General features: G+C 29.2%; 13 protein-coding genes. All 13 read left to right on the top strand.

Annotated features, from left to right (window positions below; genetic code table 11):
- Window positions 1-69: 69 nt before the first annotated feature.
- The 13 genes from KQI68_RS04525 (at window position 70) to KQI68_RS04465 (ending at window position 15,612) form a co-directional block, all read left to right on the top strand.
- Window positions 70-2,091, top strand: a complete 2,022-nt coding sequence (locus KQI68_RS04525) for an S-layer homology domain-containing protein (RefSeq protein ID WP_216548952.1) — start codon at window positions 70-72, stop codon at window positions 2,089-2,091.
- Window positions 2,092-2,206: 115 nt separating this feature from the next.
- Window positions 2,207-3,253, top strand: coding sequence for an S-layer homology domain-containing protein (locus tag KQI68_RS04520; protein ID WP_216548951.1), 1,047 nt, complete (start codon window positions 2,207-2,209; stop codon window positions 3,251-3,253).
- A 48-nt stretch (window positions 3,254-3,301) separates the two neighbouring features.
- On the top strand, window positions 3,302-3,982 hold the full coding sequence (locus tag KQI68_RS04515; protein WP_216548950.1) for a tRNA threonylcarbamoyladenosine dehydratase: 681 nt from the start codon (window positions 3,302-3,304) through the stop codon (window positions 3,980-3,982).
- A gap of 28 nt (window positions 3,983-4,010) precedes the next feature.
- Window positions 4,011-6,212 carry an ATP-dependent helicase gene (locus KQI68_RS04510; protein WP_216548949.1) on the top strand — a complete coding sequence of 734 codons (2,202 nt, stop codon included), beginning with the start codon at window positions 4,011-4,013 and terminating at the stop codon, window positions 6,210-6,212.
- Entirely contained in the window at window positions 6,212-8,209 is a 1,998-nt protein-coding gene (gene ligA / locus KQI68_RS04505) for an NAD-dependent DNA ligase LigA (protein ID WP_216548948.1), read from the top strand. The genes KQI68_RS04510 and ligA overlap by 1 nt, the downstream gene beginning before the upstream one ends.
- Entirely contained in the window at window positions 8,202-8,483 is a 282-nt protein-coding gene (gene gatC / locus KQI68_RS04500) for an Asp-tRNA(Asn)/Glu-tRNA(Gln) amidotransferase subunit GatC (protein ID WP_216548947.1), read from the top strand. Before ligA ends, gatC begins: the two co-directional genes overlap by 8 nt.
- A gap of 9 nt (window positions 8,484-8,492) precedes the next feature.
- On the top strand, window positions 8,493-9,944 hold the full coding sequence (gatA, locus tag KQI68_RS04495) for an Asp-tRNA(Asn)/Glu-tRNA(Gln) amidotransferase subunit GatA (RefSeq protein ID WP_216548946.1): 1,452 nt from the start codon (window positions 8,493-8,495) through the stop codon (window positions 9,942-9,944).
- On the top strand, window positions 9,941-11,365 hold the full coding sequence (gene gatB, locus KQI68_RS04490) for an Asp-tRNA(Asn)/Glu-tRNA(Gln) amidotransferase subunit GatB (RefSeq protein WP_216548945.1): 1,425 nt from the start codon (window positions 9,941-9,943) through the stop codon (window positions 11,363-11,365). The genes gatA and gatB overlap by 4 nt, the downstream gene beginning before the upstream one ends.
- A gap of 166 nt (window positions 11,366-11,531) precedes the next feature.
- On the top strand, window positions 11,532-12,203 hold the full coding sequence (locus KQI68_RS04485) for a response regulator transcription factor (RefSeq protein WP_216548944.1): 672 nt from the start codon (window positions 11,532-11,534) through the stop codon (window positions 12,201-12,203).
- Window positions 12,187-13,623, top strand: a complete 1,437-nt coding sequence (locus KQI68_RS04480; RefSeq protein WP_216549170.1) for a sensor histidine kinase — start codon at window positions 12,187-12,189, stop codon at window positions 13,621-13,623. The genes KQI68_RS04485 and KQI68_RS04480 overlap by 17 nt, the downstream gene beginning before the upstream one ends.
- A 213-nt stretch (window positions 13,624-13,836) precedes the next feature.
- Window positions 13,837-14,265 carry a division/cell wall cluster transcriptional repressor MraZ gene (gene mraZ / locus KQI68_RS04475; protein ID WP_216548943.1) on the top strand — a complete coding sequence of 143 codons (429 nt, stop codon included), beginning with the start codon at window positions 13,837-13,839 and terminating at the stop codon, window positions 14,263-14,265.
- Window positions 14,265-15,203, top strand: coding sequence for a 16S rRNA (cytosine(1402)-N(4))-methyltransferase RsmH (gene rsmH, locus KQI68_RS04470; protein WP_216548942.1), 939 nt, complete (start codon window positions 14,265-14,267; stop codon window positions 15,201-15,203). The genes mraZ and rsmH overlap by 1 nt, the downstream gene beginning before the upstream one ends.
- Before the next feature lies 1 nt (window position 15,204).
- Entirely contained in the window at window positions 15,205-15,612 is a 408-nt protein-coding gene (locus KQI68_RS04465; RefSeq protein ID WP_216548941.1) for an FtsB family cell division protein, read from the top strand.
- Window positions 15,613-15,618: the final 6 nt, after the last annotated feature.

Raw genomic sequence — 15,618 nt, 5'->3', positions numbered from 1 at the left:
GAAATAAAAATTTACTATTTTATGTTATAATTAATAGTACGATAGACTTTAAGTAATGGAGGTTTTATAATGAAATCCAAAAATTTAAAAAAAGTTACTGTTACTTTACTTGCTTCAGCAATGCTTATGCCAAGTGTAGTATCAGCAAAAGAATTTAGTGATGTAACTCGTACTAACAGATTTTCTTGGGCATATAATGACATAGACGTTTTAAGTGATAAAGGAATAATTAAGGGATATCCAGATGGAACTTTTAAACCAGATGACTCTGTAAGTTTTGAAGAAGTTATGGAACTTATATCTCAAGTATTAAAACCAAGTGAATCAGAAATTAGTGAAGCTCGTAAAAAATATGACAACACTTTAACAGAAAATAATGTAGATGATTGGGCGAAAAATTCTGTAGCTATTGCTCTATCAAGAGGATATTTAACAGAATCTAATTTAAAAAGTGCTTATGAACAAGGTCTGTTAAAGAGAAATGACAAGTCATATCCAATTAGAACTGATATTGCAATATTTTTTGCAAAGGCACTAAATCTTGATCCTAATGGAGATCAAAATCTTTTAAAACACAAAGATGTGAATCAAATGAGATCTAACTTGAGAGGTTATTTAGCATCTCTAGTTAAAGCTGATATCTTTGCATCAACAGGATCTGATGGGTATTTCCAAGGAGATAGACCAATTAGACGTGCTGAAATGGCAAAAATTACAAGAGCAAGTTTTGATTATGTAAGTAGAAATCCAATTCAAACAAATAAGATGAAGGGTAAAGTTTTACTTTCCTCAAAACTTAATGAAATTAATTTAATTGTTATTGAATCAAATAATAAAAAATATACATTTGATATCGACGGCGCAACTAAATTCCAATTAAAGGGAAAAGAAGCGAAATTTGAAGATGTTAAACCAGAACAAGAAGTAGAAATTGAATATATCAAATCAAATGATTCTTCTAAGGAAGGTCTTGCTAAGGTTGTAAACATTACAAATACTATGCAAAATCTTGTGGGATATGTAAATTCAAAAGAGACTAATAAATTGACTATTAGATACAGACAAAATTCTGATACAATTAATTTCAGAACTACTACAAAGATTTCAACATCTGATACAAATACATTTGAACTAGATAAAAATGTAAAAATCAAAGCTTATGGAAAAGATATAAAATTAGATGATATTAAAGTTGATGACTTAGTTGAATTTAAGCTAGGAACTGATAATAAAATCACTGAAATTACAGTTTTTCCTAAGGAAGCAAATGTAAAGGGTAAAGTTGTATATCTTGACAGAACAAATAAAGATAAAGCTTCTTTAAAATTAAGATTATCAGATAATAAAGATTATGAATTTTATATTACAAATGAAACTAAAAATATCAATGATGTTTCACTTAATGATGAAGTGATAATTAAAGCAAATTACAAAGTTGTAGTAGGAAAAGCTAATATAAATGAAAATGAAGCAATTGGTGTTGTTCAAGAGATTGATACAACAGGATCACCATTTGATTCATTCCACGACAGAAGACCTTATGTTGAAATAAGAACTGCTGAAGGTGCAACAAAGACTTATATTCTAAATAATGATGTTGATGTTCATGAAAAAAGTGGAATAAGAAGAACTCAAACTTCTGAATCAAATTTGAGGGGTCAATCAGTTATATTAAAACTTGATAATAGAGGATTTGTCACTGATATCTATATAGTTGATAAGGGATCACAATTTAGTGGAATGTTCCAAGTTATTGATCAAACTGATATTGGTGGATTTGGAAGTCACAGTTATTATAGAAATAGACTTAGAGTTATTCAATCAAATAATGATTCTTTAAAACCAGGTAGTACTGTTTATTTTGATTCTAATAATCTTTTTAAAGACTATACAGTATTAACTTTTGATGGATATATTAATAGAGATACTAAATTACAATTTGTAACAAATGTTCAAGAAAAGGGAAATCCTGGACGTTTATTAAGAACTGATTCTAGAACAAGAGATGCTAGAAACTTTAGAGATTATAAGGAATTTGATGACAACTATACTGATAACAGAGGAAACAGTTCAGGATACTACTATTATTAATTTTATAATTTTAAAATAAAAGTCCATTGGGCTTTTATTTTTTTACACATTATGAAGTTATGGATATATTTTTTAACTTATTAATTTATGCTATAATATGTCATGGAGTGATAAGATGAAAAAGAATAAATTTATTGCCATTGGTCTTTCAGTGGCTTTATTAGGAGCTCCAATAAATATTTTTGCCAAATCTTTTAAAGACGTGAAAAAAGATGGTAATGTTTCTTGGGCTTATAAATATATAGATGAACTTTCAAATAAAAATATATTAAATGGATATGAAGATGGAACTTTTAAACCAAATAATCCTGTAAGTTTCCTAGAAGTTTTACAAATTATTAAGACTCTTATGAATCCTACTGAGGAAGAAATGGCTAGGGCAAGAGCTAACTTTATGGAAACAGCAAATGCGAATTCTGTTCCAGAATGGGCAAAAGATGCGGTATGTTACAACTTATATCACAACACTATCACAACTAAAACTCTTGGAACTGCGAATACTAGAGGTTTTATAAATAATAAAGTTTTTCCAAACAGAAACACTGTTGCAACTTATATTGCAAGAGCTTTAAGATTAAATAAAAGTTCGGATAAATCAAATTTAAAATACACAGATATTGATAAAATAAGTCCTATTACTTTGGAATATCTACCTGAATTAGTAAGAAATAATATATTTTCAAGCACTGGATCTGAGGGGAAATTTAATGGGAATTTAGCAATTAGAAGAAGTGAAATAGCTTCAATTTCCTATAAAACTCTAGGATATATTGAAAATAACAAAATTAATTCATTGTTTGACAATATTGCAGATGATTTATTAATCGAAGATAAATCACCTGAAAATACTTTAAATAATAAAATAACAGAAATTGTAGATGAAAATCCTGGTGTTTCAATTATTAATCCACCAGAAAATCAGCCCATTGAAAATAATATAAGTAATCCAAATGATGTTAATTTTGTTGGAGAAATTACAGAGGTAAATGAAAATAATGGAGTTAGAGTTTTAAAAGTAAAAATTAAAAATTCTGATTCCAATAAAATTGAACCAGATAAAATTATTACCATTAATACTTATAAAAACCATAAAGTTGGAGATATAGTTAATGGTAGTGCTACTCTTAGTGAAAATAGTCTTTTAAATATAAAATTAAAATAAAGATAGTGGCTGTTTATTTTATAGACAGCCATTTCAATTGGAGGAAAAGTGGACTTTTTACAAAGAACTAAAAATATGCTTTCAGAAGAAGATGTATTAAAAATAAATAAAAAATCAGTTTTAGTGTTTGGAATTGGTGGAGTTGGTGGATCTTGTGCTGAAAGTCTTGTTAGAGCTGGCATTGGAAAAATAGGAATAGTTGATGGAGATGTATTTGAAACATCTAATATTAATAGACAAATATTTGCAACTAATAAAACTCTTGGAATTCCAAAAGTTGATGCAGCTTGTGAAAGACTTAAAGAAATTAATCCCAATATTGTAATAGAAAAACACAATTTATTTGTAAATGAAGAAAACATTAATGAGATAAATTTTGAAAATTACGATTACATAGTTGATGCTATTGATACTATTACATCTAAAATTTTGATTATAAAATTAGCATATGAGAAAAATATTAAAGTTATTTCTTCTATGGGAGCAGGCAATCGACTAGATCCAACAGCCTTTGAAATTGCAAATATAGAGAATACTAAAAATGATCCTGTTGCTAGAATTATGAGAAAGAAATTAAAAGAGTTAAATATTAAAAAGGTTAAAGTTGCATATTCTACTGAAATTCCAAGAAAAACAGGAAATAGAACGCCAGGATCTATCTCATTTGTACCTCCTGTATGTGGTATGGTCTTAGCATCTTATGTTATTAGAGATATTTTAAAAAGTTAAAGTAAATAAATGGCAATAAGGAGAAGATATGGATATAAATTCTTTAAATGATAAACAGAGAGAAGCTTTATTAGAAACCAAGGGGCCACTTTTAATTTTGGCTGGAGCTGGAAGTGGAAAAACTAGAGTAGTAACTTCAAAAATTGCATATTTAATAGAAGAGTTAAATGTTCCATCTTGGAAAATTTTAGCTATTACCTTCACAAATAAAGCCGCAAGCGAAATGAAGGAGAGAGTAAAAAATTTAATTGACAAAGATGTTGACTCAATGTGGATTGGAACTTTTCACTCAATATGCGTAAGAATATTAAGAAAAAACATTGAACTTCTTGGATATAAATCTAGCTTTACAATTTATGACAGAGATGACCAAAACACTGTTATTAAAGAGGCAATTTCAGATTTGGATTTAAATAAAGATATATTTAAGCCAAGAACAGTTATTGGTGAAATTTCTAATATAAAAAATAGAGGAATAAGTCCAGTTGAATTTATAGAAGAAAATAAAAGCGATTTTTATTTAAATAAAATTGGAAATCTTTACGATTTATATCAAAAGAAATTGAAACAAAATAATGCTTTAGATTTTGACGATTTACTTATAAAAACAGTGGAGCTTTTAAGAAAAAATAAAGAAATTAGAGATTTCTACACTAATAAATTTGAATATATTTTTGCAGATGAATATCAAGATACAAATGGAATACAATATGATCTTGTAAAATTAATTTCAGGTGAAAATCCGAATTTAACAGTTGTAGGTGATAATGACCAATCTATATATAAGTGGAGAGGCGCAGATATAAATAATATCTTGAATTTTGAAAAAGATTTTCCAGGGGCTAAGATTGTTAAACTTGAACAAAATTATAGATCTTCTCAAAATATTTTAAATGTTGCCAACAAAATTATAAAAAATAATTCTACTAGAATAGAAAAAAAATTATGGACTTCTAGAGATGATGGAAATAAAATAATCTATAGAGAATTTCCACATTCGAATGAAGAAGAATATGCTGTAATCAATAAAATTGCATCTCTAAGATATAAGGGAGAAGAATTTAAAGATATGGCTATATTATACAGAACTAATGCACAGTCTAGAGGTTTTGAAGAGGCTCTTGTTAGGGAAGCTATTCCATATAAAATAGTTGGCGGACTTAAGTTCTACGATAGAATGGAAGTTAAAGATGTGCTTGCATATTTAAGAGTTTTAAATAATCCCGATGATAATGTAAGTCTTGCTAGAATTATCAATAAACCAAGAAGAGGTATTGGTGATACTTCACTTGCAGAAATGATTGATTATGCAGAAAAAAACAATATTTCACTCTATAATGTAGTTACAAATATTGAAAGTTATGAAGATTTAAATCTCAGATCAACTAAAAACATTAAGAGCTTTGGAAATATATTAAAAATACTAAAAGAAAGAGCTGGAGAACTCTCAGTTGGAAAATTATTTGAAGAGGTTCTTTTTGAAAGTGGATATATTGAGGATTTAAAATCTCAAAAAACCATCGAAGCAAAAACTAGAATTGAAAATATTGAAGAACTACATTCAAATATTATGGAATATGACAGAGAAGGCGTAGAGCTAGCTGAATATTTAAATACATTATCTTTACTTTCAGATGTAGATAAAACTTCTGAAGAAAGTGGAGTAAATCTTATGACTATGCACTCAGCTAAGGGCCTTGAGTTTAACACCGTATTTTTAGTTGGACTTGAAGAAGGACTTTTTCCAACCTCTAGAGCGTTAGAGGATGAGGAAGAAATAGAAGAAGAGAGAAGACTTTGTTATGTTGGTGTTACAAGAGCAAAAGATACATTATTCATCTCCTCATGTAGGACGAGATCTCAATACGGTAAACTTACTCCAGCAAAAAGAAGTAGGTTTATTGAAGAGATGGGAGATACAATAGAAATAATTGAAGATAAAAGTAGAAATCTTGTTGAAGTTAGAGACTATAATGAAGATAATAATAGAGAATTTAAAAAAACTACAAGATTTTCTGGAGTTACACCTAATAAAAAGCAAACTCTTGTTAATAAAAATAAGCTTTTAGATGTAAGTGTTGGGGATAAAGTTAAACACAAGATTTTTGGAGTTGGAATGATAGTTCAAAAGAAAGAAAAAAATGGAGATTACGAAGTTGTAGTTTCTTTTGATAAAAAAGGACTTAAAAAGTTAATGCTATCTGTTGCTCCTTTGAAGTTGGTGGAATAATGAATGAAAAAATAAAAGAAATGGATAATTTAATTGAAGAGATAAACAGGTTAAATTATCATTATTATACATTAGATGACCCAATGGTCTCTGATGCTGAATACGACAAATTATATGATAAATTATTAAATTTAGAAAAAGAAACTGAAACAATCCTTCCTTATTCTCCAACAACAAGAGTAGGAGGGGCAGTCCTTGATAAATTTGATAAACACACACATCTAGGAAGACTTTATTCCATGGATAAAGCACAGAGCGAAGAAGAGTTATTAGGATGGTATAATAGAATAACTAGATTTATAGATAACTATAATGCACAGAATAATGATAAATTAGTTGAACCAGAATTTATAATTGAACTTAAATTTGATGGACTTACAATTAATCTAACTTATGAAAATAAGAATCTAGTAATGGCTTCAACTAGAGGAAATGGAGTTATTGGAGAAGAAATTTTAGAACAAGTTAAGACAATTTATTCAATTCCTCTAAGAGTAAATTATCCTGGTAAATTTGAAGTTCAAGGAGAAGGTCTAATGCCTTTATCAGAACTTGAAAAATATAATGAAAACAACGATGAAAAATTAAAAAATGCAAGAAATGCTGCAGCAGGAGCACTTAGAAATCTAGATCCAAAAGTCACAGCAAAAAGACATTTAACAGCTTTTTTTTATAATATAGGTTATATTGAAGGCAGAAACTTTAAAAATGACGATGAGATGAAGGAATTTTTAAGAGAAAATCATTTTGTTGTTTCAAAGTACAATTATAAAGAAAAAGAATTTTCTGAGATAATTAAAAAAATTCACGAAATTGGAGATAATCGAAATAATCTTGATATTTTAATAGATGGAGTTACTATAAAAGTTAACGACTCAAAAACTAGAAACCTACTAGGTTATACCAATAAATTTCCTAGATGGGCAATTGCCTATAAGTTTGAAGCGGAAGAAATTTCAACAACTCTACTTGATGTTGTTTGGAATGTGGGAAGAACTGCAAAAGTTACTCCTTCTGCAATTTTAGAACCAGTGGACATAGGTGGAGTCACTGTAAGTAGGGCAACTTTAAATAATTATGATGACATAATGAGAAAAAAAGTTGAAATAGGTTCGAGAGTCTTAATCAGAAGATCAAATGATGTAATTCCAGAAATACTTGGAACACTTCCATCAGATAATATGACTAAAAAGATTGAAAAGCCTGAGGTTTGTCCTTATTGCGGATCACATTTATATCAAGATGGAGTTCACATCTTCTGTCCAAATACACTTTCATGCGTTCCTCAATTAGTTTCAAGACTTACTCACTTTGCATCTAGAGATGCAATGGATATTGAAGGATTTAGCGAAAAAACTATTGAGAAATTAATGCAGACTGTTGATTTAAGAGAAATCCCAGATGTTTACAAATTAAAATACGAAGATATAATAAAAATAGAGGGTTTTAAAGAAAAGAGGACTAACAATCTTTTAAATGCAATAGAAAATTCGAAAGATGTAAATCTTGAAAACTTTATCTATGCAATAGGAATTCCAAATGTAGGAATAAAAACTGCAAGAGATTTAGCAAATCATTATAAATCTTTTGATAAATTAAGAAGTTCCAATGAAGAAGAACTTGTAAATATTGGAGATATAGGAGGCATTACTGCCAGAGAAATTGTAGAATTTTTCGAAGACGAGAAAATTGTATCTGCTATTGATGAATTATTTGAACTTGGTGTAAATCCAAAAGAGGTTGAAGATAAAAATACAAGAAAGCCACTCCTTGATAAGACAATTGTAATCACAGGAACTCTTGATATTCCAAGAAAAGAACTTGAAGAAAAATTAATTAATTTTGGAGCAAAAGTTACAGGATCTGTAAGTAATAAGACAGATTACGTAATCCTTGGAGAAAATGCAGGTTCAAAGTATGACAAAGCTCGTGAATTAAATATAGATATTTTAAGTTTAGATGAACTTATAGAATTAGTAGGAGGTTTAAATGAATAGAGAAGAAATAAAACATATTGCAGATATTGCACAAATTGATTTTTCCGATGAAGAATTAGATGCATTTGCTCCTAATTTTACTGAAAACATTGCTTTAGTAAATAAGATAAAAGATATAGACACAGAGGGAGTAGAAAAAGTATTTCAAGTAAATGGTACTGAAAATAATCTTAGAGAAGATAAAATTGGAAAATCTTTATCTCAAGATGAAGCTTTAGAAAATGCCGCTACTAAAAAATATGGTTACTTTAAACTTATTAAATTCGTAGATTAGGGAGGATGTATGTCTTTAAAAGAATTAAAAGCTTGGGAAATAGCTGAAGGATATAGAAATAGAGATTTTTCATGTACTGAAGTAACTGAAGAATTTTTAAATAATATAGAAGAAAAAGATAAAGATATTAATGCTTATTTAACTGTCACTAAAGATCTAGCATTAGAACAAGCAAAAAAAGTTGATGAAAAGTTCAATAATAGAGAGGAATTATCTGAAATTTCAGGTGTTCCAATTTCTGTAAAGGATAATATTTCTGTAAAAGATGTCAAACTCACATGTGGATCTAAAATGCTTGAAAATTATATTTCACCCTATGATGCGACTTTAGTTGAAAAAATTAAATCAAATGATGGAGTTATATTAGGAAAGGTAAACCTTGATGAGTTTGCAATGGGAGCTTCAACGAGAACATCTTATTATGGAGTTACTAAAAATCCACTTGACCTAACAAGAGTTTCAGGAGGTTCATCAGGTGGATCGGCTGCATCTGTAAAATCAAATCAAGCGGCTATTTCAATAGGAACTGACACAGGTGGATCAGTTAGACAGCCTTCAAGCTTTTGCCAAACAGTTGGAATGAAGCCAACCTATGGTTCAATTTCAAGATTTGGAGTCTCAACTATGGCAAATACTTTTGACCAACCTGGTGTAATTGCAAAAGATGTCAGAGATGCAATTATGATGCTAAATGTAATTGAAGGTAGAGACGAAAGAGATGCAACATCAGTTGGAAATCCTGGATTAAATTACAACTTTGACTACTCAGATGATGTTATAAAAAACTTAGAAGGGGTTAAATTTGCAATTCCAAAACTTTATCTTGAAATGAATTTAAATGAAAGAGTTAGAAAAGAGCTTGAAGAAGCTATTAAAGTTTTAAGGGATAATGGTGCAATTGTGGAAGAATATGACATTGATTCACTAGGCTACACTATTGAAACTTATAACATTCTTGTAAATGGTGAAATTGCTTCTAATATGGCTAGATTTGACTCTATAAGATATGGTCACAGAACTTCAAAAGATTATGAAAACATCGAAGAAATGTATAGAGCTTCAAGAAGTGAAGGATTTGGAGAGGAAGTAAAGAGAAGAATAATGATTGGTACTCATATTCTTTCTATGGATAATGCCGACGAGTATTATTATAAGGCTCTAAAGGTTAGAGGACTTATTAAAAATGATATGGATAAGATGTTTAAAGATTATGATATTATGCTTTGTCCGACAGTTCCAACTCTTCCTTTTAAGATTGACGACGATATGAGTCCAATTGAAATGTATCAAGCAGATTTATTTACAATACCTGCAAATATGATTGGAGCTCCTTCAATTTCACTTCCAATGCCACTTGGAGAAGATGGGCTATCTATTGGAATTGAATTTACAGGAAAGAGATTTAAAGATAGAGACTTATTAAAAGCTGCACTTGGATTTGAAAGGAGTTTGATAAAATGAGATATGAGACAATTGTAGGCTTAGAAATTCACGTTGAACTTTCAACTGAAACAAAGGCTTTTTGTTCATGCAAGAACTCCTTTGGTGATGAACCTAATACAAATGTATGTCCAGTTTGTTTGGCGCTTCCAGGGGGACTTCCTGTTTTAAATAGAAATGTAATTAATTATACAATTATGGCGGGAACTGCATTTAATTGTGAAATTCACAATAGATCAAAATTTGATAGAAAAAATTATTTTTATCCTGACCTCACTAAGGGTTTTCAAATCACACAAAATGATGAGCCAATTTGTACAGATGGATATCTAGAAATTGAAACAGAAAAAGGACTTAAGAAAATAGGACTTTTCCAAATTCAAATGGAAGAAGATACTGCAAAAAGTCTTCATACAGAATCTGATGAAACATTAATGGACTACAATAGATGTGGAGTTCCTCTTATAGAAATTGTTACTAAGCCAGATATGTCTAGTGGAAAAGAAGCTAGAGATTTTTTAGAAAAACTAAAGGCAACTCTTAGATTTCTTGATATTTCAGACTGTAAAATGGAAGAAGGGTCTCTAAGATGTGATGTCAATATAAATGTCAAAGATACGGAAACTGGAAAGAAAACCAAAGTAACTGAAGTTAAAAACTTAAACTCCTTTAGAGGAGTGGAAAAGGCAATAGACTTTGAAACTCAAAGACATATTAAGTTACTTGAAAATAATGAGGATGAAATAAAAACTACAAGAAGATGGGACGATGCCAAAAACGAAACTATATTAATGAGAGTAAAATACACAGCAAATGATTATAGATTTGCCCCTGAAGGAGATCTTCCACCTCTAAATCTTTCAGATGAAGAAATCCAAGAAGTTGTTAATAATATGCCTGAACTTCCAGATGCTATGGTTGTAAGATTTGTAAATGATTACAACATAACTAATGAAGATGCAAAAGTTTTAGTCTCATCAAGAGAACTTGCTAATTTCTTTGAATGTATGGCAAAAGAATTTGATGATTACACAATGCTTTCAAATTGGATTCAAACAGAAATTTTAAGAAGAGTTGAAATTTCTGATGATGAAAAATTTGAACTTCCATTTGAAAATAAAGAATTTGTTGAGCTATTAAATTCAATTAAAAGTTCAAAGATTAGTAACAATGCTGGTAAGAAAGTTTTAAGAGAAATGTTTGAAACTAATGACAGTGTTAAAGAAATTATAGATAGACTTGGTCTTGTTCAAATTTCAGATGAGTCAGCAATCGAAGCGATTGTTGATGAAGTACTTGCAGAAAACGAACAATCAGTTATTGATTACAAAGATGGAAAAGATAGAGCCTTAGGATTTTTAGTAGGACAAGTAATGAAAAAATCTAAGGGAAAAGCAAATCCACAAATGGCAAATGAATTATTAGTTAAAAAAATGAGCTAAAAGAAATATATAAGCTTCTAGAATTTTCTAGAGGCTTTTATTTTTTACGTTGAAAAGATGGAAAAATCTATTATAATGAGAGAAAAGAATATTAAATACAAGATTTTATCAAGTTTATATCATTTAATATTCACAGATTATTAATATAATTTTAAAAGGTGATTTAATGTTTAAAATTTTAGTTGTTGATGATGAAAAAAGTATAAGAGAAGTTATAAGAACTTATGCTGAATTTGAAGGACATGAAGTTGTCGAGGCAAAAGATGGGCTTGACGCTATAGAAAAAATTAAAGAAGAAGACTTTGATGTAATTGTAATGGATATTATGATGCCAAAACTTGATGGTTTTTCTTCTTACAAAGAAATAAAAAAGATAAAAAATATTCCAGTTTTAATGCTTTCAGCAAGAAGTGAAGAATATGATAAATTATTTGGATTTGAAATTGGAATAGATGATTATGTAACTAAGCCATTCTCCCCAAAGGAATTAATGGCAAGGCTTAATGTTATCGTAAATAGGAATAATAAAACTGATGATACAAATTATTTAGAGTATGAAGGACTTAAAATTGATTTAGATGGTCGTGTAGTATTTGTAAATGATGAAAAAGTTGAACTTACACCTAAAGAATATGATTTATTGGTCTATATGGTTAAGAATGAAAACATCGCTCTTTCAAGGGACAAACTTTTAAATCAAGTTTGGGGGTATGATTTTTATGGAGAAGATAGAACAGTTGACACTCACATAAAAATGCTTAGAAATTCTATTAAAGAATATAGAAAATTTATTGTGACAGTGAGAGGAGTTGGATATAAGTTTGACACAAGAGGTTAAGGAAATAAGGAGAATAAGAATTGATAAAAATAGTATTCTCTTTAAATTATGGAAATATTTTGTCAGCTTTGCAGCGCTTATTTTAATTTCTATATGGCTTTTCCAAACTGTATTTTTGTCTAGCTTTTACGAAACAATGAAGATTCATGAAGTAACTAAAGTTGGAAATCAACTCAGAGCTGAATATGAATCTGAAGATTTTGAAACTAAACTCTCAAATTATGCAAATACAAAAGGATTGGAGATTAAAGTTCTTGATGAAACTGGAGCATGGGTCTTTCCATTAAGACTATTTGATGAATTTATTGAAAGACCTAGAATGATTTGGGAAAATTTCGATAAATTTTTTGGATCACTAAAAAGAGATAATAGAATCTACAAAATTTATACTGTAAGATACGAAAATCTAAAGGATCCATCTATTATTTATGCAGGTTATCTTGGAAATACCAATGGAGAAGATTATTATCTATATATAAATTCTGTATTAAAACCAGTTGATGCAACAGTTGATGTAATTAGGAGAATGCTTATAATTATTTCTTTTATTTCTCTTGTAATGGCACTTATAATTTCTTATTTTGTTTCTAAAAGACTTTCAAGACCACTTGTTAGAATGAGCAACACTGCAAAAGAGCTTGCAAAAGGAGATTATAAAGTAGAGTTTAGAAAGGGAGAGTATACTGAGATTGATGACCTTTCAAATACTTTAAACTATGCTAAAGATGAGTTAACCAAGACAATAGAAATGAGAAAAGATCTTGTGGCAAATGTAAGTCACGATTTAAAAACTCCACTAACAGTTATTAAGTCCTACGGAGAGATGATAAGAGATATATCTGGACCCAATGAAGAGCTTAGAAACAAGCACTTAGAGACAATTATAAGTGAAGCAGATAATTTAACGGCACTTGTAAATGATTTACTTGATTTATCAAAAGTTGAATCAAATCTTGAAGAAATTAAAAAAGAAGAATTTAATTTAGAAGATTCACTCTACTATGTTTTAGACAGATTTAAAATTAATAAAAATTATTCTGAATATAAATTTAATATTAAATCTAAAGGCAATACTAAAATCAAAGCTGATAAATCAAAAATCAACCAAGTTATTTATAATTTAATTAACAATGCTATTAATTATTCTCCTGACAATAAAGAAATTGAGATTGTAATAAAAGGAGATAGTAAATTTACAGAATTCCACTGTATAGATAATGGCATTGGAATTAAAGAAGAGGATATAAATGGAATTTGGGATAGATTCTATAGAGTTCGTGACAATCACGCAAGACCTGAAATTGGAACTGGACTTGGTCTTTACATTGTAAAAACAATTTTAGAGCTTCACGATTTTGAGTACGGAGTACATTCAAAATTTGGCGAAGGTTCTGATTTTTATTTCATAGCAACTAAATAATTAAAATTTTTAATCCTAAGTCATTAAGGCTTAGGATTTTTTTGTGTCTAAAAAAATGTAGTTTTTCAAAGAATATAAAGTTTAGGGACCAAAGACCTTATTTCTCAAAAGTGCTGAAAATACTAGAATGTGGAGAAATAATGTAGTAAAATAAATTTAAGTGGAGCAAAGTGGGTCATAAATTAATAAAAATGGTTTAAAGTGGAGAATAAAATGTTAATTGGTGAATTCAGGCATAATTTAGACCCGAAAGGGAGAATTACAATTCCATCAAAATTTAGAGAAGATTTAACAGTTTTTGTAATGACTAAAGGTCTAGATAACTGTTTGTTTTTGTATCCTAAAGACCAATGGGAAAAAATTGAAAATAAATTAAAAGAATTGCCAATGACAAATAAAGCTGTTAGATCCTTTGTGAGAACCTTCTTTTCAGGAGCTATTGACTGCACTTTAGACAAACAAGGAAGAGTGCTAATTACTGAAAATCTCCGTGAATATGCTTCCCTTGAAGATAAATGTGTAATAATTGGACTTTCAAATAGAGCTGAAATATGGTCTGAAGAAAATTGGAATTTATATAACGAAGAAGAAGCTCTTTCTTATGAAGAGCTTGCAGAAAAAATGTCGGAGTTGGGTATATAATGGAGTTTCAACATAAAAGCGTACTTTTAGATGAGGTTATTGAAAATTTAAATATAAGAAAAGGGAAAATTTATTTAGATGGAACTCTTGGTGGAGCAGGACATAGCAAAGAAATTTTAAAGAAACTTAATGGAGACGGACTTTTAATTGGAATTGACCAAGACATAGAAGCTTTAAATGTTGCTAAAGAAAGATTAAGTGAATTTGATAATGTAGAGTTTTTTAATTTAAACTATGCAAATTTTGAAGAAGCATTAGATGGGCTTGGCATAGATAAAATAGACGGAGTACTGCTGGATATAGGTGTTTCATCTTATCAATTTGATAATCCTGAAAGAGGATTTTCCTATAGGTTTGAAGCACCACTGGATATGAGAATGGATACTAGCTTAGATATTTCTGCAAAGGATATTGTTAATTCATACTCAGAAGATGAAATAACAAAAATTATCAAGGACTACGGCGAAGAAAAATGGGCAGCTAGAATTTCGAAATTTATTGTGCAAGCTAGAAAAGAAAAGAAAATTGAAACAACTTTTGATTTAGTAGAAATTATAAAAAATGCAATTCCAGCTGGAGCTAGAAGAGAAGGCCCACATCCTGCTAAAAGAACTTTTCAAGCACTTAGAATCGAAGTAAATAGAGAATTAGAGGTTTTAGAGAAATCTATTGAAAGATTTGTACATAGACTAAATCCAGGGGGAAGAATAGCAGTAATTACTTTTCATTCTTTGGAAGATAGAATTGTTAAAAATAGCTTTAAGTATTTAGAAAAAGATTGTATATGCCCACCAAGTGCACCGATTTGTACTTGCAATAAAAGAAGAGAAATAAAAATAATAACTAGAAAGCCTATAACAGCAAGTGAGGAAGAATTAAATGAAAACAAAAGATCTCATTCGGCTAAGCTTAGAGTTGCAGAAAAATTAGAGGTGTAAAATGTTAAAAAAGGCAACTAAAACATCAAAAAAAAGATATAATATAAATAGGAATAGATTTTTGCAAAACAAACCTTTTCTACTTACTATGGCTATTGTTATTATTGTTATTGCAGCTACAACTCTAATGTATACTCAAATAGCTGGGCTTGATAGGGAAATTTTAAAGCAAAAAAATGAGATAGATGAGTTAAATAAAACTATGAGCACATTAACTGGTGAAATAAAAAAAGTAAAATCATCATCTCAAATTGCAGAAGAAGCAATGTATAAACTTGGCATGATCTATCCGTCTGAAGATCAAATAGTATATATAGATTCTAAGGAAGAAAAAACAACTGGAGATATTAATTATAACGTATTTCTAAGTCCCATAGTATCAGTACTGAGATCTTTCACTAAAGACTAGGGGGAT

It is taken from the genome of Peptoniphilus ovalis (genome assembly GCF_018919265.1).
Classification (GTDB): Bacteria; Bacillota; Clostridia; order Tissierellales; family Peptoniphilaceae; genus Peptoniphilus_A; species Peptoniphilus_A ovalis.
This window is presented reverse-complemented; position numbering and strand designations above follow the sequence as displayed.

Excerpts from the sequence above, each read along its gene's own strand:
- KQI68_RS04525 (WP_216548952.1), top strand. The coding sequence starts at position 70 with ATGAAATCCAAAAATTTAAAAAAAGTTACTGTTACTTTACTTGCTTCA.
- KQI68_RS04520 (WP_216548951.1), top strand. The coding sequence starts at position 2,207 with ATGAAAAAGAATAAATTTATTGCCATTGGTCTTTCAGTGGCTTTATTA.
- KQI68_RS04510 (WP_216548949.1), top strand. The coding sequence starts at position 4,011 with ATGGATATAAATTCTTTAAATGATAAACAGAGAGAAGCTTTATTAGAA.
- ligA (WP_216548948.1), top strand. The coding sequence starts at position 6,212 with ATGAATGAAAAAATAAAAGAAATGGATAATTTAATTGAAGAGATAAAC.
- gatC (WP_216548947.1), top strand. The coding sequence starts at position 8,202 with ATGAATAGAGAAGAAATAAAACATATTGCAGATATTGCACAAATTGAT.
- gatA (WP_216548946.1), top strand. The coding sequence starts at position 8,493 with ATGTCTTTAAAAGAATTAAAAGCTTGGGAAATAGCTGAAGGATATAGA.
- gatB (WP_216548945.1), top strand. The coding sequence starts at position 9,941 with ATGAGATATGAGACAATTGTAGGCTTAGAAATTCACGTTGAACTTTCA.
- KQI68_RS04485 (WP_216548944.1), top strand. The coding sequence starts at position 11,532 with ATGTTTAAAATTTTAGTTGTTGATGATGAAAAAAGTATAAGAGAAGTT.
- mraZ (WP_216548943.1), top strand. The coding sequence starts at position 13,837 with ATGTTAATTGGTGAATTCAGGCATAATTTAGACCCGAAAGGGAGAATT.
- rsmH (WP_216548942.1), top strand. The coding sequence starts at position 14,265 with ATGGAGTTTCAACATAAAAGCGTACTTTTAGATGAGGTTATTGAAAAT.
- KQI68_RS04465 (WP_216548941.1), top strand. The coding sequence starts at position 15,205 with ATGTTAAAAAAGGCAACTAAAACATCAAAAAAAAGATATAATATAAAT.